Origin of the sequence: Bradyrhizobium sp. CIR48 (assembly GCF_014198315.1) — a bacterium.
In the GTDB taxonomy this organism is placed as follows: Bacteria; Pseudomonadota; Alphaproteobacteria; order Rhizobiales; family Xanthobacteraceae; genus Bradyrhizobium.
The window spans coordinates 383,872-403,962 of sequence record NZ_JACIHG010000008.1 but is presented as its reverse complement, the minus strand read 5'-3'; the positions used below and the strand labels follow the sequence as shown (position 1 = coordinate 403,962).

Sequence of the window (20,091 nt, the reverse complement as noted above, 5' to 3'; positions counted from 1 at the left end):
CCAAAGTGGAACAAGTTAATGATGTCTTATGCGCCACACCCTTGATCTCAGTTACAACCGCTGGCTTCAATCCGGGCGACTACAGGGAGGAACCTGTGGCGGGGGAATCATGGAGGGGGAAACACATGGCTGAAGAGACTGACGTCATCGTTGTCGGCGCGGGCCTATCGGGACTGGTTGCCGCAACCGAGATCGCGGATGCGGGCAAGCGCGTGATCGTGGTCGACCAGGAAGGCGAGCAGTCGATCGGCGGCCAGGCGTTCTGGTCGTTCGGCGGATTGTTCCTGGTCGAATCGCCGGAGCAGCGCCGGCTCGGCATCAAGGATTCCTTCGACCTGGCCATGCAGGACTGGATCGGGGCCGCCGGCTTCGACCGCGACGAGGACTTCTGGCCGCGGCAATGGGCCGAGGCCTATGTGGCATTCGCGGCCGGCGAGAAGCGCGCCTGGCTGCGGGCGATGGGCCATCGCATCTTCCCGGTGGTCGGCTGGGCCGAACGCGGCGGCTATGACGCGATGGGCCACGGCAATTCGGTGCCGCGCTTTCACGTCACCTGGGGCACCGGGCCCGGGATCGTCGAGCCGTTCGAGCGCCGTGCGCGCGAGGCGATGAAGAGCGGCCGGCTGAGCTTCAGGTTCCGCCACCGCGTCGACGCGCTCTCGATCACCAACGGCACCGTGGATGGCGTCAGCGGCGCCGTCCTCGCGCCTGACAACGTCGAGCGCGGCAAGAGCTCCTCGCGCAACGTCGTCGGTGAGTTTGCGCTGAGGGCGCAGGCCGTGATCGTGGCGTCCGGCGGCATCGGCGGCAATCACGAGCTGGTGCGGCAGAACTGGCCGAAGCGGCTCGGTGATCCCCCGAAGTTCATGATCTCCGGCGTGCCCGAACATGTCGACGGCCGCATGATCGGTATCACCGAGAAATCAGGCGCGCGGCTGATCAATCGCGACCGCATGTGGCATTATGTCGAGGGTATCCAGAACTGGAATCCCATCTGGCCGCGCCATGGCATCCGCATCCTGCCCGGCCCGTCCTCGATGTGGTTCGACGCCACAGGCACGCGGCTGCCGGCGCCGCTGTTCCCGGGCTCCGACACGCTCGGCCAGCTCAAATACATCATGTCGACCGGCTATGATTATTCCTGGTTCATCCTGACCCAGAGCATCATCAAGAAGGAGTTTGCGCTGTCGGGCTCGGAGCAGAATCCCGACCTCACCGGCAAGAGCTGGCGCATGACCTTGCGCCGCGCCACCAACAAGGGCGCCCCCGCGCCGGTCGAAGCATTCAAAAGCCATGGTGTCGACTTCATCGTGCGCGACAAGATCGAGGACCTTGTTGCGGAGATGAACAGGCTTGCCGGCAGCGACCTTCTCAAGCTCGAGCACATCAGGATGCAGATCGAGGCGCGCGATCGCGAGATCGCCAACGCTTACGTCAAGGACGCGCAGGTGATGAACATCCACAATGCGCGCCGCTATATCGGCGACAGGCTGATCCGCACCGCCTCCCCGCACAGGATCCTGGATCCCGCGCAAGGGCCGCTGATCGCGGTCAAGCTCAACATCCTCACCCGCAAGACGCTGGGCGGCTTCGAGACCGATCTCGACTCGCGTGTGTTCGGCGGCGAGGGCGCCGTCATTCCCGGCCTCTATGCGGTCGGCGAGGCCGCCGGCTTCGGCGGCGGCGGCGTGCATGGTTATCGCTCGCTGGAAGGCACCTTCCTCGGCGGCTGCCTGTTCTCGGGCCGCAATGCCGGCCGGGCCGCGGCGAAAGCGGTGGGGTAGGTCATGCGGCGGTGGATGCTGCGCATCGGCGCGCTGGTCGCGGCATTGGCCGCCGCGTCAGTCGCATCCGCCGAGACGGTCGACGTCAACGGCGTGAAGCGGTCCTACACCGCGCAGCTTCCCGCGAAGAAGCCGGCACCGCTCGTGATCGTGCTGCACGGCAAGACCCAGCGCGGCGCCGACATGGTCACACGGACGGCCTGGCCGCAGGTCGCAAAGCGCGAGGGCCTGGCCGTGATTTTTCCGGACGGGCTCAACAATGCCTGGGCGGACGCGCGAACCAAGGCGGGGCCTGCGCTGCGCGGACCGCCCGCGGGCACCGACGACGTCGCCTTCCTCGCAAAGCTCGTCGAGAAGCTGGTGGCCGACGGCACGGCCGATGCAAAGCGCGTCTTCGTCGCGGGCGTCTCCAATGGCGGCGCCATGGCGATGACCATGGTCTGCGCCCGCGCCGATCTGTTTGCGGCCGGCGCGAGCGTGATCATGAATCTCACCGACGAGGCCGCCGTCACCTGCCATCCGTCAAGGCCTCTGCCGATGCTGCTCATGAACGGAACGGCCGACCAGCTGGTCCCGTATGAGGGCGGTCGCGGATCGAGCTATTTTGCCGCGGACGGGTTCTGGTCGACCGAGGAGACGCTGGCGTTCTGGCGCAAGCTCAATGGTTGTGAGACCGACGATGCCAGCGTGACCGACTTGCCCGACAAGGCGCCTGCAGACCAATCGACAGTGACCCGGATCTCATCGCGCTGCCCGAGGGGACACGACGTCGTGCTCTATCGCATCAACCATGGCGGCCACCGCATGCCTGGATTTTCTCCGGATGCCCGCTTCCCGAGGGTCGCAGCCGGCCTGCTCGGGCCGCAGAACGGCGACATCGATGGCGCCGAGACGATCTGGGCTTTTTTCAGTCAGTTTCCATGAGGCGCACATGCTCGGCGTTGACGGCATGCGTGCCCGGCAACGCATGCGCCGCAGGCAACGCATGCGTGCCCGGGGTGGCACGGCGCGAGGTGCTGGGCTAGACAGGGCCGCCATTCCAGTGAGGAGATCCGTAAATGAGCATTCAGCGTTTCGAAACCGGCCCGCGCATGAGCCAGGTCGTCGTGCATGGCAACACCGTCTATCTCGCCGGCGTCGTCGCCAACAAGGCCGCCGGCGAAAGCGTGACGAAGCAGACCCAGGACATCCTGGCGACCATCGACGGCCATCTCGCCAAGGCCGGCACCGACAAGTCGAAGCTGCTCTCGGCCACGATCTACATCACCGACATGAAGACGTTCGGCGAGATGAACGCAGTGTGGGACGCTTGGGTCTCGGCCGGCAATACCCCCGCCCGCGCCACCGTCGAAGCCAAGCTGGCGGCGCCGCAATACACCGTCGAGATCATGGTCACGGCCGCGAAGTAATCTTCACGATCAATTCGCATGCGAATGGAGCGCGATGACAACATCATCGCGCTCCATTTTTTTCGCGCGACTCAGTTCTTTTTGCGCATGATCTGGCCGGAAAACCGCTCTACACTTTTCCGGATCATGCGCATGACCTGCGAGGTAATCGATCGGCGCGCGCGATCCTTCGATAGTCAGGGACAGCCAACCACGGCGTCATCGAAGGAGAGCACCATGACCGACCCCATCACCATCGCCCGCCGCTACATCGAGCTCTGGAACGAGCGCGCCGCCGGCCGGCGCCGCGAGCTGCTCAGCGAAAACTGGACGAGCGATGCGAGCTATGTCGATCCCCTGATGAAGGGCGACGGCCGCGACGGCATCGAGGCGCTGATCGCAGGCGTGCAGCAGCGCTTTCCCGATTTCAGGTTCAAGCTGATCGGCGAGCCCAACGGCTACGGCGATCACATCCGCTTTTCATGGGGACTTGGTCCCGATGGCACCGACAGCCCGATCAAGGGCACGGATTTCGCCGTGCTGAAGGACGGCCGCATCAGAAGCGTGACCGGATTTCTGGATCAGGTGCCGGCCGGGGCGTGAGACCGCTGGCCCTCCTCGCGCAGGCGGGGAGGGCGGCACCCCTCGACGAAGCGATCTTCACGGCTTACCTGTCATGCCGTGCCGCCCCGTATCCTCCAAACATCGGCCGAGCCGGCCACGCTGCTGCCGAGCCGCTTCCAGCAATGGTTCGCGGCCCGCGGCTGGTCGCCGCGCGCGCATCAATTGGCGCTGCTGGAGAAGGCGCGCGAGGACGCTAGCGCGCTGCTGATCGCGCCGACCGGCGCCGGCAAGACGCTGGCGGGATTCCTGCCGACGCTGGTGGAGCTTTCTTCTCCCTCCCCCCTTGTGGGGGAGGGGCGGGGAGGGGGGTGGCCACACGCACCGCTCATGGGGCTACCCCCCTCCCGTCAGCCTGCGGCTGCCGACCTCCCCCACAAGGGGGGAGGTAACAAAAGCCTCGTATCCACCGGCCGGAGCGTGCAGCGCACCGGCGGCCTGCATACGCTCTATATCTCACCGCTCAAGGCGCTCGCTGTCGACATCGCGCGCAATCTGGAGCGGCCGATCGCGGAGATGGCGCTGCCGATCAAGGTCGAGACCCGCACCGGCGACACGCCGGTGTCGCGGCGGCAGCGGCAGCGGCGCTATCCGCCTGATGTGTTGCTGACGACGCCCGAGCAGCTTGCCCTGCTGCTGTCCTCGGATGACGCGCCGTTCCTGTTCTCCTCGCTGAAGCGGATCGTGCTCGACGAGCTGCACGCGCTGGTGACGTCCAAGCGCGGCGATCTGCTCTCGCTCGGGCTGGCGCGGCTGTGGCGGCTGGCCCCGCAAATGCGCGCGATCGGCCTGTCGGCGACGGTCGCCGAGCCGGATCAGCTCGCGCGCTTCCTGGTGCCGCAGCCCGATGGCACGGAGCGAGCAGCCGACATCGTCATCGCCGGCGGCGCGGCGCCGCCGCTGGTCGAGATGCTGGATACGCGCGAGCGCCTGCCCTGGGCCGGCCACAGCGCGCGCCACGCGCTCCCTGAGATCTACGAGCTGATCAAGGCGAACAAGACCACGCTGGTCTTCGTCAACACCCGCAGCCAGGCCGAGATGCTGTTCCAGAATCTCTGGAGCATGAACGACGACGGCCTCGCGATCGCGCTGCATCACGGCTCGCTCGACGTCGCGCAGCGCCGCAAGGTCGAGGACGCGATGTCGGCGGGGCGCCTGCGTGGCGTGGTCTGCACCTCTTCGCTCGACCTCGGCGTCGACTGGGGGGATGTCGATCTCGTCGTCAATATCGGCGCGCCAAAGGGCTCCTCGCGCCTGATGCAGCGGATCGGCCGCGCCAATCACCGTCTCGACGAAGCTTCGCGCGCGGTGCTGGTGCCGGCCAATCGTTTCGAAGTGCTGGAGTGCCGCGTCGCTATCGATGCCATTGCCGAGAACGCGCAGGACACGCCGCCCCTGCGCACCGGTGCGCTCGACGTGCTGGCCCAGCACGTGCTCGGCTGTGCCTGCGGCGAGCCGTTCCTCTCCGATGAACTCTATGCCGAAGTGCGCACCGCAGCGCCATACGCCGGCTTGTCGCGGCCGGATTTCGACGACGTCGTCGATTTCGTCGCCTCCGGCGGCTACGCGCTGAAGACCTATGAACGCTTTGCCCGCATCAAGCAGGACAAGGAGGGGCGCTGGCGCGTCGCCAATCCCAAGGTGCGGCAGAGCTACCGGATGAATGTCGGCACCATCGTCGAGGATGACATGCTGAAGGTGCGCCTGGTGCGCTCGCGCGGCGGCGGAGCGGGCTCGACCGGCGTCATCGCGCGCGGGGGGCGGTTGCTCGGCGAGATCGAGGAGGCCTTCATCGAGGGCTTGAGCCCCGGCGACACCTTCGTGTTCTCAGGCGAGGTGGTGCGCTATGAAACGCTGGTCGAGGACCAGGTCTATGTCTCCCGCGCCAACGACAAGGACCCGAAAGTGCCGTCCTATATGGGCGGCAAGTTTCCGCTCTCGACCTATCTCGCCGAGCGCGTGCGCCGGCTGCTCGATGACGGCCGCGCCTGGGGCGGCTTGCCGGAGCAGGTGCGCGACTGGCTGTCGCTGCAAAAGGACGTCTCGCGCGTGCCGGCGGTGCGCGAGCTGCTGGTCGAGAGTTTTCCGCGCGCCAACAAGCATTACATCGTTTGCTATCCGTTCGAGGGCCGTCTCGCGCATCAGACCCTCGGCATGCTGCTGACGCGCCGGCTGGAGCGCGCCCGCGCCCGGCCGCTCGGCTTCGTCGCCAACGAATATGCGGTCGCGATCTGGGCGCTCGGTGATCTCTCCTTCATGGTCCGCGACGGTCGGATCGATCTCAACGCGCTGTTCGACCCTGATATGCTCGGTGACGATCTCGAGGCCTGGCTTGCCGAGTCAGCACTGATGAAGCGCACGTTCCGCAACTGCGCGATCATCTCCGGGCTGATCGCGCGCCGGCATACCGGCGAGGAGAAGAGCCGCCGCCAGGTGCTGTTCTCGACCGATCTGGTCTACGACGTGCTGCGCAAGCACCAGGCCGATCACGTCCTGCTGCGCGCCGCCCGCGCCGATGCCGCCACCGGCCTGCTCGATCTGCGCCGCCTCAGCGACATGCTGATGCGCATCCACGGCCGCATCACGCACCGGGAACTCGACCGCGTCTCTCCGCTCGCCGTGCCCGTGATGCTGGAAATCGGCCGCGAGTCAGTTTATGGCGAAGCTGCAGACGAACTCTTGGCCGAAGCCGCCGATGAGCTCGTCAAAGAGGCGATGGATAGAAGCGGGTAAGACGTGACGATTGGCGCGCAGGTTTCAGGAGATGTCGACGACATGCGCGTGTCCACAGTCACCATCAGCGATGTAACCTTCGCCGCCGATCTCTCCGGCGCGCTGTTCTGGGACGAGCAGCGTCTGCTCGTGGTCTCCGACCTGCATCTGGAAAAAGGCTCCAGCTTCGCCACCCGCGGCGTGCTGCTGCCGCCTTACGATACGCTCGCGACCCTGAGCCGTCTCGCTGCTGTCATCTCCCGCCATGATCCGCGCACCGTCATCGCACTCGGCGACAGCTTTCACGACCGCACGGCGCATGAGCGGTTGTCGGCCGACGATCGCGATGCCGTCGCCGCCCTCCAGACCGGCCGCGACTGGATCTGGATCTCCGGCAATCACGATCCCATGCTGCCGCGCGATCTCGGCGGCACCGTCGCGGACGAGGTCGCGATCGGCCCGATCACCTTCCGTCACGAGCCGACCGGTGCGTGCGGCGAGATCGCCGGCCATCTCCATCCCAAGGCGCGCGTCTCCGCGCGCGGCCGCTCGTTGGAGCGCCGCTGCTTCGCCTCCGATGGGATGCGTGCGGTGATGCCGGCGTTCGGCGCCTATGCCGGCGGCCTCAGCATCCGCGACGTCGCCTTCGCGAAGATCTTTCCGGCCAATGGTTTTGTCGCCCATTTGCTGGGCGACCGCCGCGTCCACGCCATTGCGGCTTCACGCTGCTTCTGACGCCAAAAATTGGGACAGCACTACGTTCAGTAGTTTTCCGGAATCGCCCAAGCCCGTTGCCGGTTCTAACGTTGCGCTTGCCGGGGCTGGAATTTCTCATCCCGAACAAGAATTGTAACCGGCGAGGGGCCGCTGCGAAGCGGCCCCTTTCGATTCTGGCAGCCCGTAGCCGGCTTCGGGGCCGTCTCCCGCTCCGCCATAGAACGAATTAAGAACACTTTAGCAAGTCTTTGATATATCATTGTGATTCGGCGCGTCGCCGACACAATATCTAGCGTCTGTCAGACTTTGCGAGGACTACATGTCCACCATCGCCTTCGATCAATTTGCCCTCACCCGGATCGCTGATTTCGCGCGCTCGCTGTCGCGGCTGCATCAGGCGGCACGACGCCAGAGGGTCGACGACGACCAGTTCGACCGCGAGTTCAACGCGGTGTGCCAGTCGATCTGGGGCTACACCATCGACGACGTCAGCGACGATCTGTTCTCGGCCGAGGATCATCTGTTTCTGGACACGCTGGACGAAGCGCAGGCGCGCATCTTCGCTGCCGAGCAGGGCTACGACCTCGTCGGCGATCAGGGCATGCTGACGGATTGGTGGGGCTTCTGCTGGATGATCCTGGCCGAGAAGCGCGGGCTGCTGACGGCGGAAAACCGAGCCGCCGCGCGCGCGGCGATCGAGGAGAAATATCTGGCAGCGCCGAACGTGATCGGGGTGATCATCGGACGATAGTCTCGTGCCCCGGACGCAGTGCAACGCTCTCCCGGCGATGCGAAGCATCGTCCGGTTCAGCGGTGTGCTGCAGCGCCGGGGCCCATGCTCGCGGCATTCTGGGTCCCGGCTCTGCGCAGCAACGCCAAAGAGCGTTGCAGCGCGTCCGGGACACGAAAGCGACTTTAATCCAGCCCCGCCCGCTTCGCCGGCTTCTGCGCCGCCGTCTTCGGCACCGTCACATCGGGCAGCGTCTCACGCACGATCTCCGCAGCCGGCGCATCTGCCGACACCGTCTCCGCCCGCACCGGGGCCACCTTCATCTCGCCGAGGCGGGCGCGGACTTGCGCGGTGAGGCCGGGATAGGAGGCGACCGGGGTGAAGTCCGCAGCCTGGTCGTTGCCGACGCGGATGCCGGTATAGGCGACGAGGCCGTCAGTGGTGGCAATCACGTCGCCGGCCTTCAGCGAGGAGTCCAGCGCGAGATCGACCGGGGCAAGGCCGACCGGTTCGCGGCCGTTGCAGGTGCAGTCGGCGCGCAGCGCCTTGCGATAGGCGAACGCGTTCTCGCTGTCGGCGTAGCGCTCGCCGGTTTGCGAGGCGGCACCGTCGATCGAGGAACCGAAATAGACCTTGGTCGCGCTGGCAGGACAGAACGCCTGACACATCTGGGCCGGCGAGGCGAGGCCGCGCATCAGCGGAAAATATTTGCCGTCGCAGCTGCGTACGCAGAAGGCCGGACCGGAGCCGCCGGCCGCCGCCGCGCGGGTCGGCGGCACATATTGCGGGGTTGCGGCATTTTGCTGCCCGGTGAAGGGATCGGCGTAGGGGCTCGCCTGCTGCGGCACCTCGCGCTGCGGCCGCTGCTGCTGCATGCCGCCGAAGAAGAAATCGAACAGGCCCTCGGCCGAAACCGGGGCCGGAGCCGCAAGTGCTCCAAGGGTGGCGGCCACAAGCATCGCGCGACGCCGCCGGCGCGCATGGGACAGGACTGTACGCAAACGCTTACTCCACCCGACGCTTCCGAACCGGCTGGGACCTCAAGGGGTCTCAGCACATGATTCACCATAAGGCGCGATGGTAAATGAGCAGTTGAGCGGAGGCGGTTTCAAGACGAGGCGGTGGCCTCTTTAGGGCCGGGCGCAGCTTTGGACGGATGGTTGCTTCCGGGGCACACTGAGGCATGACGGCAAGGGATGTTTCGCCGCGTCAGGCCTTCAAGAATTCCGAGGCCTTGTACAGCGAGCGGAACGGCAGGCCGGCCGCACCGAACGTGTCGGTGGCGCCTTCCTCGCGGTCGACCATGGTCAGCACCAGCACCACCTCGGCGCCGGTCTCGCGCACCGATTCCACCGCCTTCATCGCCGAGCCGCCTGTCGTGGTGACGTCCTCGACGATCACGACGCGCTTGCCGGCGAGCGTCTCGCCCTTGGGCAGGCCCTCGATCGCGAGTTTCGCGCCATGCTCCTTCGGCTTCTTGCGCACGAAGAACGCCGCGATCGGATGGCCCTTGATCCAGGAGATCTGCGCCAGCGCGCCGGCGAGCGGCACCGCGCCCATCTCGAGGCCGCCGATGAAATCGAGATTGTCGTCCTTCAGTGCCTCATAGGTCAGCTCGGCGAGCAAGGTCGCCCCCTCGGGGTCGAGCATGGTCGGCTTGAGGTTGAAGTAGAAATCGCTCTTGCGGCCCGACGCGAGCGTCACCTCGCCGCGACCGAATGAGCGCCGGCGGATGATTTCGAACAGGCGGGCGCGGGAGGCTGATTTCGACACGGCGGTCCCTCGGGAGCGTTTTTGGAGGAGGCGGAATTTATCCGCGACGGCCGCGACATTCCAGAGGGGGCGTCCCTAGTCAACAGGGATCGGCCATCCCGGACCGCCGGTTGTGGGGGTGCGACCTTCTGGAGTAGGTGGAATGCCAATCTGTTGGGGAAGGACATGGGAATGACCATTGAGCTGCACACCTGGAACACGCCGAACGGCCGCAAGATCTCAGTCGCGCTGGAGGAGATGGGGCTGCCCTACAAGGTGATCCCGGTGAACATCACCAAGGGCGAGCAGATGGCACCGGGGTTCCTCAAGCTCTCCCCGAACAACAAGATCCCGGCGATCGTCGATCCTGAAGGCCCGGACGGCAAGCCCGTCAGCATCTTCGAATCAGGCGCGATCCTGCTCTATCTCGGTGAAAAGACCGGCAAATTCCTGCCGAAATCGCTGGGCGCCCGCATCCCGGTCTATGAATGGCTGATGTGGCAGATGGGCGGCTTCGGCCCGATGCCGGGCCAGGTGCACCATTTCATCGCACTCGAGAACGAGCAGGACCGTGCCTACGGCCTGAAGCGCTTCATGGCGGAGACGCGCCGGCTCTACGGCGTGCTCGACCGCCAGCTGGACGGCCGCGACTTCGTCGCCGGCGAGCTCTCGATTGCCGATTTTGCCATCCTGGGCTGGGCCTGGCGCCACCCTCGCCACAAGGTTGAGCTGGCGGACTTCCCCAACGTCAAGCGCTGGTACGAGACCCTGATGGCCCGCCCGGCGGTGAAGCGGGGCATGGACGCGAAGCTGGATTGATCTTCGCTTACCCTCCCCTGGAGGGGGAGGGTCGATCGCTCGCAGCGCGAGCGGGGTGGGGCAGTCTCTCCGCTCGGGCACCGTTGGATGGGGAGAGACCGTCACCCCACCCCGTCTCACGTTTTCGCTCCGCTCCACGTGAGCCGACCCTCCCCCTCCAGGGGAGGGTGAAGAACATCACACCTTTTCTTCGCTTCGACCGCCATCCGCACCGCGAGGCCGGCCAGCACCGTGCCCATCAGCCAGCGCTGCACCAGCATCCAGCTTGGCCGGTTCGCCAGGAATAGCGCGATCGATCCCGCCGCGAGCGCGATCATCGCGTTGACGCTGACGCTGATCGCAATCTGGATTGCGCCGAGCACGACCGACTGCGTCAGCACGCTGCCGGCGGTGGGATCGATGAACTGCGGCAGCAGCGCGAGATACAGCATCGCGATCTTCGGGTTGAGCAGGTTGGTGACAAAACCCATCGCGAACAATTTGCGCGGGCTGTCGATCGCGAGCTGCTTCACCTGGAATGGCGAACGTCCGCCCGGCTTCACCGCCTGCCAGGCAAGCCACAACAGATAACCCGCGCCGGCGAAGCGCAGCGCGTCATAGGCGAAGGGAATCGCGAGCAGCAGCGCCGTGATGCCGAACGCCGCGCACAGCATGTAGAACACGAAGCCGAGCGCGACGCCGCCAAGCGAAACGATGCCGGCCGCCGGTCCTTGCGTGATCGAGCGCGAGATCAGGTAGATCATGTTCGGCCCCGGCGTGAGCACGAGGCCAAGGCAGACGAGGGCGAAGCCGAGCAGGGCAGAGGTGTGGGGCATGGGTGAACCGGTGCGGGAGATGCGACGGTTCTAATATGCGAGGCGAGGTGGGGCCATCGCGCAATTGCTCGGAGGACAATTCAAATTCTCGCATGTCACTCCAACGTCGTCCCCGCTTTCGCGGGGACGACACCGACCGTGTGGCGTCAGCGAGCGCAAGCGGGGAGAAGTAAAAGAAGAACTAATGCGCCTCGTCCCAATTATTCGCGGCGCGCGCATCGACATGCAGCGGCACCGACAGCAGCACCGCCGGGAACGGCGCGTCCTGCATCACGTGCTGCACGACCGGCAGCGTCGCCTCGACCTCGGCGTCGGGGACCTCGAAGATCAATTCGTCATGCACCTGCAGCAGCATTTGCGCCGACAGCTTCTTCTCGGCGAGGGCATCCTCCACCCGCGTCATGGCGCGGCGGATGATGTCGGCCGCGGTGCCCTGCAGCCGCGCGTTGATCGCGGCGCGCTCGTTGAAGGCGCGCACCGAGGCGTTTGAGGCCTTGATGTCGGGGTAGTGGCATTTGCGGCCGAACAGCGTCGTGACGTAGCCATTCTGCCGGCAGAAATCGCGCGTCTCGTCCATATAGGCGCGGATGCCGGGGAAGCGCTCGAAATATTTCTTGATGTAGGCCGAGGCTTCCTCGCGGGCGATGCCGAGCTGGTTGGCGAGGCCAAAGGCCGAGATGCCGTAGATGATACCGAAATTGATCGCCTTGGCGCGGCGGCGGATCTCGCTCGGCATGCCCTTGATCGGCACGCCGAACATCTCCGACGCCGTCATGGCGTGAATGTCGAGACCGTCGCGGAACGCCTGCTTCAGCACGGGAATGTCGGCGATCTCCGCCAACAGCCGCAGCTCGATCTGCGAATAATCGGCGGACACCAGCTTGTGCCCCGGTGTCGCAATGAAGGCGCGGCGGATTTTTCTGCCATCCTCGGTGCGCACCGGAATGTTCTGCAAATTCGGCTCGTTCGACGACAACCGGCCCGTCGTCGTCGCAGCCAGCGCGTAAGTCGTGTGCACGCGATGGGTCTGCGGATTGACGTAGGTCGGCAGCGCGTCGGTGTAGGTCGATTTCAGCTTCGAGACCTGGCGCCACTCCAGGATCTTCTTCGGGAAGTCGTGGCCCTGCTCGGCGAGCTCGTCGAGCACCTGCGCGGTGGTCGACCAGGCCCCGGTCTTGGTCTTGGTGCCGCCTGACAGTCCCATCTTGCCGAACAGGATGTCGCCGATCTGCTTCGGGCTGCCGACATTGACCGGCTCGCCCGCGATCTCCTGGATCTCGGCCTCGACGCGCGCTGCGGTCTGGGCAAAGTCGCCGGACAGGCGCGACAGCACCTGGCGGTCGATCGAGATGCCGCGCCGCTCCATGCGCGCAAGCACCGCGACCAGCGGCCGCTCCAGCGTCTCGTAGACCGCGGTCATGTGCTCGGCGACGAGGCGCGGCTTCAGCACGCGCCAGACGCGCAAGGCGACGTCGGCGCTTTCGGCCGACAGCGCCGCGGCCTTGTCGATCGGCACCTGGTCGAAGGTGATCTTGCCCTTGCCGCTGCCGAGCAGCTCGCTCTCCTTCAGCATGGCGTGTCCGAACCAGCGCTCGGACAGCGATTCGATCGCATGCGAGCCGCGGCCGGCATCGAGCACGTAGGAGATCAGCTGCGCATCGTCGGTGTTGCGCAAGGTGATGCCGTGCTGCGCCAGCATGACGGCGGTGAATTTGAGGTCGAAGCCGATCTTGATAATGCCCGCCGATTCCAGCACCGGCCGCAGCGCTTCGATCGCATCCGTGTGCTTGATCTGATCCGGCGCAAGGCCGGCGTCGAACAGGCCGGCGCCGCCGCCGGACTGCTTGTGCGCCAGCGGCAGATAGCAGGCCTCGTTCGGCGCCAGCGCCAGCGCGATGCCGCAGAAATCGGCCTGCATCGGATCGATCGAGTTTCCGCGGATTTCGACCGCGACATGACCGGTATCGTGGATGCGCGCGATGAAGGCGTTGAGCTCCTTGAGCGACTTGATCGTTTGATATTTGGCGCGATCGACCGGAAGCTTGCGCAGCGCCTCTTCGCGCGCGGCGGCCAGCGAGATCGGGGCGCCCTTCGCGCTCGCAGCCTTGTCCTCCTTGCCCGCTGACTTGTTGGGCTCTTTCGCCCGGGCTTGCGCCGACGTATCGCCGCCCGGCGCAGGCACGACATCCGAGGGCGGCAGCGTCGTGAACACGCTGGCGCCGCTGGCATAGCCAGGGTCGGCATCGACATTGGCGGGATCGATTTGCGAATATTCGGCGACGCGCCGCGTCAGCGTCGTGAATTCCATGGCTTTCAGGAAGGCGACCAGCTTGCGTGCGTCGGGCTCATGGACCACGAGGTCGTCCAGCGGCACCTCGAGGTCGACCTTGTCGTCGAGTAGCACGAGCTGCCGCGAGATCCGCGCTTTCTCGGCATTCTCGAGCAGCGCCTCGCGCCGCTTGGGCTGCTTGATCTCGCCGGCGCGGAACAACAGTTGATCGAGGTCGCCATATTCGGTGATCAGCTGCGCCGCCGTCTTGATGCCGATGCCGGGCACGCCGGGCACGTTGTCGGTGGAATCGCCGGCCAAAGCCTGCACCTCGACGACCTTGTTCGGCGGCACGCCGAATTTCTCGATCACCTCGGGGATGCCGATGCGGCGATCCTTCATGGTGTCGTACATGGTGACGCAATCGGTGACGAGCTGCATCAAATCCTTGTCGGAGGACACGATGGTCGCGCTGGCGCCGCGCTCGCAGGCCTGTCGCACATAGGTTGCGATCAGGTCATCGGCCTCGAAGCCCACTTGTTCCAGGCAGGGCAGGTCGAAGGCGCGGACCGCCTCGCGGATCAGCGCAAATTGCGGGATGAGATCGTCAGGCGCCGGCGCCCGGTGGGCCTTGTACTCCGGGTAGATCTTGTTGCGGAACGTGACCTCCGACTTGTCGAAGATGATCGCGAGGTGCGTCGGCCGGTTGTCTTCCGGCATGTCGCGCAGCAGTTTCCACAGCATGTTGCAGAAACCGAGCACGGCGTTGACCTGCAGGCCGTCGGACTTGCGGTTCAGCGGCGGCAGCGCGTGATAGGCGCGGAAGATGTAGCCGGAACCGTCGACCAGGAAGATGTGGTCGCCCTTGCCGGCCGCTTTCGCTGCAACCGGTTTGGCAGCAGCTGGCGCGGCGGGCTTGGTGTCGGCGGCCTTGGGCGCGGCAGCCTTGGTGTCAGCTTTGGCGGTCGTCTTCGGGGATGTTTTGGGCATGGCCGCAATGTATGAATTTTTGCGGGTTTTGACAGCCTTGGAACGGGGATTTTTGGCTTGCTGGTGCCACTATCCCCCGCTGTCATTCCCCGCGGAAGCGGGAGTCCAGTACGCCGCGGCCTATCGGTCGACAACGACTGCTTCTGGAATACTGGGTCGTCCGGTCAAGCCGGGCGACGACAGCGAGAGCGTGACTACTCCGCCGCCTGCAATCGCACGCCAGCCTTCTTTGGCGCGATCCAGAACGCGTCCGGCCGTTCGAACAGGAAGCGGGCATTGAACAGCAAGGCGCCCCGCCAGATCGCGAGCGCTCCGACCACGCCGACAATGGTGACGATTAGCGACACCGTGCCGATATCGGGAATGATGCCGGTGCGCAGCAGCAGCGTCCGCGTCGCGGCCATCGGCAGGAAGAAGGCGAGATAGATCACGATCGAATGCTCGCCGCAGAAGCGGAAAAAGTTTAGCCATTGCGCGCGCGCGAGCAGCGTGCCCATCGTGATGATGGCGCAGGCACCGGCAAAGCCGAGCACGAGCGAGACGATCTTCCATTCGCTGGCCCCCGACCCGACCAGGCCGGCATTGACCAGCACCCAGGTCGCGAGCGCTGCGAGCGCAAGGGCGGGATGTTTCCGCGCGCGATCCGACAGCGCGAACACGTAAGGTGCGAACAGATAGCCCGAATAGAAATAGACGAAGCGTGAGCAGAACTCGTCGATGGCGGTCCAGCCGGTCGAGATCCGGGCCGTCTCCAGGGCGGCGGCGACCAGCCAGATCGCGAGCGGCGGGAATTTGCGTGTCAGTTTTGTGACGACGAAGAAGACCGGCAGCAGATAAATGAACCACAGCGTGCCGAACGGCTCGATGAAGGATTCAAGATACAGGAGGCCAACGTGGTGCCAGCTCGACTCCGCCGCGAAAGCCGGCGCCTTGAAGCCGAACTGGATCGTCACCCAGACGACATAGAAATAGGCGAAATGCACCACCTTGCGGTCGAGATAGGTTCGCCAGTCCCGGTCGATCACCAGCGGCAGGAACAGGCCCGAGATCAGGAAGAAATCCGGCATCCGGAACGGCTTTGCGAAGGCCACGGCGACATGCATGAAACCGGTCTCGCCGGCGGCGAGCTCGACCCCCAGCACCGAATGCATCATCACGACCATGATGATGCAAATGCCTTTAGCGTAGTCGATCCAGTCGACACGCGCGGCAGAAGGGGCTTGGCTGCCTCCGCTCCCTGCGATTGTGCCAGATGGTGCCATGGTGTCTCTTTTCGAGGCGCGTTCCGCCCGTCCTGTTCGGGGGCGGGGCAGTGTGGGGCCTGCACGGTTTCCGACTTCTTTACCGGTTCAATTCCCATGCCGCTTTTTTGCCTGCGGACTGTTCCCTCCCCTCGGGAAAATGCTAAACCGCCCCGTGTCGGGGTTTCGTTAACCAATCTAAAACAGGGATTTTCATGCGCATCGCGATGATCGGCACGGGTTATGTGGGACTGGTGTCCGGAGCCTGCTTTGCTGATTTCGGTCACGACGTCACCTGCGTCGACAAGGACGAGAAGAAGATCGCGGCGCTCCATCGCGGCGAGATCCCGATCTACGAGCCCGGGCTCGACGAGCTGGTTGCGACCAACGTCAAGGCCAAGCGGCTCGACTTCACCACCGATTTGTCCAGGCCGGTCGCCGATGCCGATGCCGTGTTCATCGCGGTCGGCACGCCGTCGCGCCGCGGTGACGGCCACGCCGACCTCTCCTATGTCTACGCCGCAGCGAAAGAGATCGCGCGGTCGCTCACCGGTTTCACCGTCGTGGTGACGAAGTCGACCGTGCCGGTCGGCACCGGCGACGAGGTCGAGCGCATCATCCGCGAGGCCAATCCCAACGCCGACGTCGTGGTCGCTTCGAACCCCGAGTTCCTGCGCGAAGGCGCGGCGATCCGCGACTTCAAGTTTCCCGATCGCGTCGTGGTCGGCACCTCCGACGAGCGGGGCCGCAAGGTGATGGGCGACATCTACCGTCCGCTGTCGCTGAACCAGGCGCCGCTGATGTTCACGGAGCGTCGCACCGCCGAAATGATCAAATACGCCGCGAACGCATTCCTCGCGACCAAGATCACCTTCATCAACGAGATCGCCGATCTCTCCGAGAAGGCCGGCGCCAACGTCCAGGAGGTCGCGCGCGGCATTGGCCTCGACAACCGCATCGGCACCAAATTCCTACATGCCGGTCCCGGTTTTGGCGGCTCGTGCTTCCCGAAGGACACCAAGGCCCTGATCAAGATCGCTCAGGATTACGACGTCTCCTTGCGCATCGTCGAATCCGTGCTGGCCGTGAACGAAAATCGCAAACGCGCGATGGCGCGCAAGGTGAGCCAGGCGCTCGGCGGCTCGCTGCGCGGCAAGACCATTGCGGTGCTCGGCCTCACCTTCAAGCCCGACACCGACGACATGCGCGATGCGCCGTCGATCCCGCTGGTGACGGGCCTGATCGACATGGGCGCGAAGGTCAAGGCGTTCGATCCCGTCGGCATGGAGCAGGCCAAGGGCGAGTTGCCCGACATCACCTATTGCGAGGACGCCTATTCCTGCGCGCAAGGCGCTGACGCGCTCGTCATCGTCACCGAATGGGTGCAGTTCCGTGCGCTCGATCTCGACCGGCTGAAGAGCGTCATGGCGCAGCCCGTGGTCGTCGACCTGCGCAACATCTACCGCCCCGAGGACATGGAAGCCGCCGGCTTTACCTATGACAGCATCGGCCGGCCGCCTGTGCAGGGCTGATCGCCACACACGATTGTCATACCCCGCGAAGGCGGGGTATCCAGTAATCCCGATCTTCGTGATGATCGGGATCTGAGTTGACTGGATCACCCGCCCGGCGCGCAAGGCGGGTGATGACGGATGCGAGATCTTGCCCCGCAGTTTCGACACGCCCCTCCCGATCGATGCCGTGCTCGACGATTTGTCGCGCACGCTGGAGGCCAACAATGCCGCCGTGCTGGTGGCGCCGCCCGGCGCCGGCAAGACCACGCGCGTGCCGCTGGCGCTGCTCGATGCGCCCTGGGCGAAGGACAAGAAGATCATCGTGCTGGAGCCGCGGCGCATCGCGGCGCGGGCCAGCGCCGACCGCATGGCCAAATCGCTGGGCGAACGCGCCGGCGAGACCGTCGGCTACCGCGTCCGGTTCGGCTCGAAGATCTCGCGCACCACGCGCATCGAGGTGGTGACCGAGGGCATCTTCACCCGCCAGATCCTCGACGATCCCGAGCTGTCAGGCGTTGCCGCCGTCCTGTTCGACGAATTCCACGAGCGCTCGCTCGATGCCGACATGGGCCTGGCGCTCGCCCGTGACGCCCAAACCGGCCTGCGCGAGGACTTGCGCATCCTCGTGATGTCGGCCACGCTCGATGGCGCGCGCGTTGCAAAGCTGCTTGGCGATGCGCCCGTCGTCGAGAGCGAGGGTCGGGCCTTCCCCGTCGAGACGCGCTATCTCGGCCGCAAGGCGGATGTGCCGATCGAGCGGCAGATGGCGGATGCGATTGCATCGGCGCTGCGTGCCGACAGCGGCTCCGTGCTGGCGTTCCTGCCCGGCGCCGCCGAAATCCGTCGCACCCAGAATTTCCTCAGCGAGCGCGTGCAGGACGCCAGCATCGAGATCGTGCCGCTGTTCGGCGCGCTCGATGCCGCCGTGCAGGATCGCGCCATCGCGCCCGCGCCCAAGGGCACGCGCAAGGTGGTGCTGGCGACGTCGATCGCGGAGACCTCGCTGACGATCGAAGGCGTGCGCATCGTGGTCGATTCCGGGCTTGCCCGCGTGCCGCGCTACGAGCCGGACATCGGGTTGACGCGGCTCGAGACCGTGCGCGCCGCGCGCGCGGCAGTGGATCAGCGCCGCGGTCGCGCCGGCCGTACCGAGCCAGGTATCTGCTACCGGCTCTGGGACGAGCCGCAGACGGCTTCACTCGCGCCGTACACGCAACCGGAAATCCTCAGCGCGGATCTCTCCTCGCTGGTGCTCGATCTCGCGCAATGGGGCGTCAGCGATCCCGCCGCGCTGTCGTTCCTCGATCCGCCGCCGGCGCCCGCTTGGAAGGAGGCAAAAAGCCTGCTCTCCGAGCTCAACGCACTCGATGGCGATGGCCGCATCACCGCAGAGGGAAAAAGCCTGCGTGCACTGGCGCTGCCGCCGCGGCTGGCGCGCATGATCGTGGATTCGCATCGCGCAGGCGAGGGCGAAGCCGCCGCCGAGATCGCGGCCATCATCACCGAGCGCGGGCTCGGTGGCGACAGCGTCGATCTCGAGCACCGGCGCGATCAATTCCGCCGCGACCGCTCGCCGCGCGCCGGCAGCGCCCGCGATCTGGCACGGCGCTGGGCCTCGCAAGTGGCGGCTTCGGAGAAGGCGGGACCGCAGGATGATCTCTCGACCGGTTTGATGCTCGCCTATGCGTTCCCGGACCGCGTCGCGCGCAATCGCGGCAATGGCAGTTTCGTGCTGGCCAACGGCCGTGGCGCCGCCGTCGAGCAGACCTCCTCGCTCGCCCGCGCGCCCTATATCGCGATTGGCGAGATGACGGGAACGGCGGCGAGCGGGCGCATCCTGCTCGCTGCGCAGATCACTGAGAGCGAGATCGAGCGGCATTTCGCCGAGCATATCGAGAGCGCCGACGAGATCTCGTTCGATCGCGGGGCGATGGCGCTGCGCGCGCGGCGCAAGCGCGTGCTGCACGCGATCACGCTGTCCGAGGCGACACGGGCCGTGTCGCCCTCCGAGGACACCGCGCGCATTTTCGCGGAAGGATTGATCGCCGCCGGCCTTGATCGGTTGCCCTGGTCGAAGGCCGCAAAGCAATGGCGCGACCGGGTGATGTTCCTGCGCAAGGCCGAGGGCGACAGCTGGCCCGATCTGTCCGACGACGGATTGATCGCGCGCCGCGACGACTGGCTGGTGCCGGCGCTCTACGACAAGATCGCACTCAAGGACATTTCGCCCGGTGATCTCTCCGACGCGCTGATGGCGCTGCTGCCATGGGAGATGCGCGCGCGGCTCGAGCGCGAGGCGCCGACGCATTTCGAGGCGCCGACAGGAAGCGTGCTCGCGATCGACTACGAGGCCGAGCAGGGGCCGACCATCGCGGTGCGGCTGCAGGAATTGTTCGGCCTCAACAGCCATCCCTCGATCGCGGCCGGCAAGGTGCCGCTGGTGCTGGAATTGCTGTCGCCGGCGCAGCGCCCGGTGCAGGTGACGCGCGATCTTCCCGGTTTCTGGCGCGGCAGCTACGCCGCGGTCCGTTCCGACCTGCGCGGCCGCTATCCCCGTCATCCCTGGCCGGACGATCCGGCCAGCGCAGCGCCGACCCGACGCGCCAAGCCGCGCGGGACGTGAGGGCGCGTTAACCGTCCGCTCATCCTTTTCGTCAAAATAGCATCGCTCTGGCCGCAGCAATGCTCGCGGCCTGGCGTGTCGCGTGTTGAAATCGGGCTTTCCGGCTCGGAAGTGGT

Annotated in this window: 14 protein-coding genes and 1 pseudogene; 10 read left to right on the top strand and 5 right to left on the bottom strand. The window is 65.8% G+C overall.

Translation table 11 applies throughout. The features are described from left to right. Nucleotides 1-125: 125 nt before the first annotated feature. From GGD66_RS25755 to GGD66_RS25725, 7 genes are all read left to right on the top strand, one after another. Nucleotides 126-1,784 carry an FAD-binding dehydrogenase gene (locus GGD66_RS25755; RefSeq protein ID WP_183259383.1) on the top strand — a complete coding sequence of 553 codons (1,659 nt, stop codon included), beginning with the start codon at nucleotides 126-128 and terminating at the stop codon, nucleotides 1,782-1,784. A gap of 3 nt (nucleotides 1,785-1,787) precedes the next feature. Beyond that, complete coding sequence (locus GGD66_RS25750) at nucleotides 1,788-2,708, top strand: PHB depolymerase family esterase (protein ID WP_092251745.1); 921 nt, start codon at nucleotides 1,788-1,790, stop codon at nucleotides 2,706-2,708. A 134-nt stretch (nucleotides 2,709-2,842) separates the two neighbouring features. Then, the gene (locus tag GGD66_RS25745; RefSeq protein WP_018320814.1) at nucleotides 2,843-3,193 is read left to right on the top strand and encodes a RidA family protein; all 351 of its coding nucleotides are present in this window, start codon (nucleotides 2,843-2,845) and stop codon (nucleotides 3,191-3,193) included. 216 nt (nucleotides 3,194-3,409) lie between these two features. Next, the gene (locus tag GGD66_RS25740; RefSeq protein WP_183259381.1) at nucleotides 3,410-3,775 is read left to right on the top strand and encodes a nuclear transport factor 2 family protein; all 366 of its coding nucleotides are present in this window, start codon (nucleotides 3,410-3,412) and stop codon (nucleotides 3,773-3,775) included. Nucleotides 3,776-3,853: 78 nt separating this feature from the next. Continuing rightward, the gene (locus tag GGD66_RS25735; RefSeq protein WP_312014184.1) at nucleotides 3,854-6,526 is read left to right on the top strand and encodes a ligase-associated DNA damage response DEXH box helicase; all 2,673 of its coding nucleotides are present in this window, start codon (nucleotides 3,854-3,856) and stop codon (nucleotides 6,524-6,526) included. Nucleotides 6,527-6,568: 42 nt separating this feature from the next. Next, on the top strand, nucleotides 6,569-7,240 hold the full coding sequence (gene pdeM / locus GGD66_RS25730; protein WP_049815010.1) for a ligase-associated DNA damage response endonuclease PdeM: 672 nt from the start codon (nucleotides 6,569-6,571) through the stop codon (nucleotides 7,238-7,240). A 301-nt stretch (nucleotides 7,241-7,541) separates the two neighbouring features. Further along, nucleotides 7,542-7,973 (top strand): hypothetical protein, encoded by a 432-nt coding sequence (locus GGD66_RS25725; RefSeq protein WP_018320810.1) that lies wholly within the window; start codon nucleotides 7,542-7,544, stop codon nucleotides 7,971-7,973. Between the two features lie 164 nt (nucleotides 7,974-8,137). Here the strand turns inward: GGD66_RS25725 and GGD66_RS25720 are convergent, their stop codons facing one another. Together GGD66_RS25720 and pyrE are read right to left on the bottom strand one after the other, a co-directional pair. Next, complete coding sequence (locus tag GGD66_RS25720; protein WP_183259380.1) at nucleotides 8,138-8,911, bottom strand: DUF2865 domain-containing protein; 774 nt, start codon at nucleotides 8,909-8,911, stop codon at nucleotides 8,138-8,140. Nucleotides 8,912-9,161: 250 nt separating this feature from the next. Further along, a complete protein-coding gene (pyrE, locus tag GGD66_RS25715; protein ID WP_018320808.1) occupies nucleotides 9,162-9,725 on the bottom strand; it encodes an orotate phosphoribosyltransferase in 564 nt (187 codons plus the stop codon). Between the two features lie 171 nt (nucleotides 9,726-9,896). Between pyrE and GGD66_RS25710 the strand changes: the two genes are divergently transcribed. Continuing rightward, complete coding sequence (locus tag GGD66_RS25710) at nucleotides 9,897-10,523, top strand: glutathione S-transferase family protein (protein ID WP_183259379.1); 627 nt, start codon at nucleotides 9,897-9,899, stop codon at nucleotides 10,521-10,523. A 185-nt stretch (nucleotides 10,524-10,708) separates the two neighbouring features. Here the strand turns inward: GGD66_RS25710 and GGD66_RS25705 are convergent. The 3 genes and pseudogenes from GGD66_RS25705 to GGD66_RS25695 all read right to left on the bottom strand — a co-directional run. Then, nucleotides 10,709-11,338 (bottom strand): annotated as a pseudogene (locus GGD66_RS25705) (LysE family translocator); the annotation flags it as partial. Between the two features lie 181 nt (nucleotides 11,339-11,519). Next, complete coding sequence (gene polA, locus GGD66_RS25700) at nucleotides 11,520-14,597, bottom strand: DNA polymerase I (protein ID WP_183259378.1); 3,078 nt, start codon at nucleotides 14,595-14,597, stop codon at nucleotides 11,520-11,522. 194 nt (nucleotides 14,598-14,791) lie between these two features. Next, nucleotides 14,792-15,859, bottom strand: a complete 1,068-nt coding sequence (locus tag GGD66_RS25695) for an acyltransferase family protein (RefSeq protein ID WP_183259377.1) — start codon at nucleotides 15,857-15,859, stop codon at nucleotides 14,792-14,794. Between the two features lie 194 nt (nucleotides 15,860-16,053). Between GGD66_RS25695 and GGD66_RS25690 the strand changes: the two genes are divergently transcribed. Together GGD66_RS25690 and hrpB are read left to right on the top strand one after the other, a co-directional pair. Continuing rightward, a complete protein-coding gene (locus GGD66_RS25690) occupies nucleotides 16,054-17,370 on the top strand; it encodes a UDP-glucose/GDP-mannose dehydrogenase family protein (RefSeq protein ID WP_183259376.1) in 1,317 nt (438 codons plus the stop codon). Between the two features lie 130 nt (nucleotides 17,371-17,500). After that, a complete protein-coding gene (gene hrpB / locus GGD66_RS25685; protein WP_183259374.1) occupies nucleotides 17,501-19,975 on the top strand; it encodes an ATP-dependent helicase HrpB in 2,475 nt (824 codons plus the stop codon). The last annotated feature ends 116 nt before the right edge of the window (nucleotides 19,976-20,091 follow it).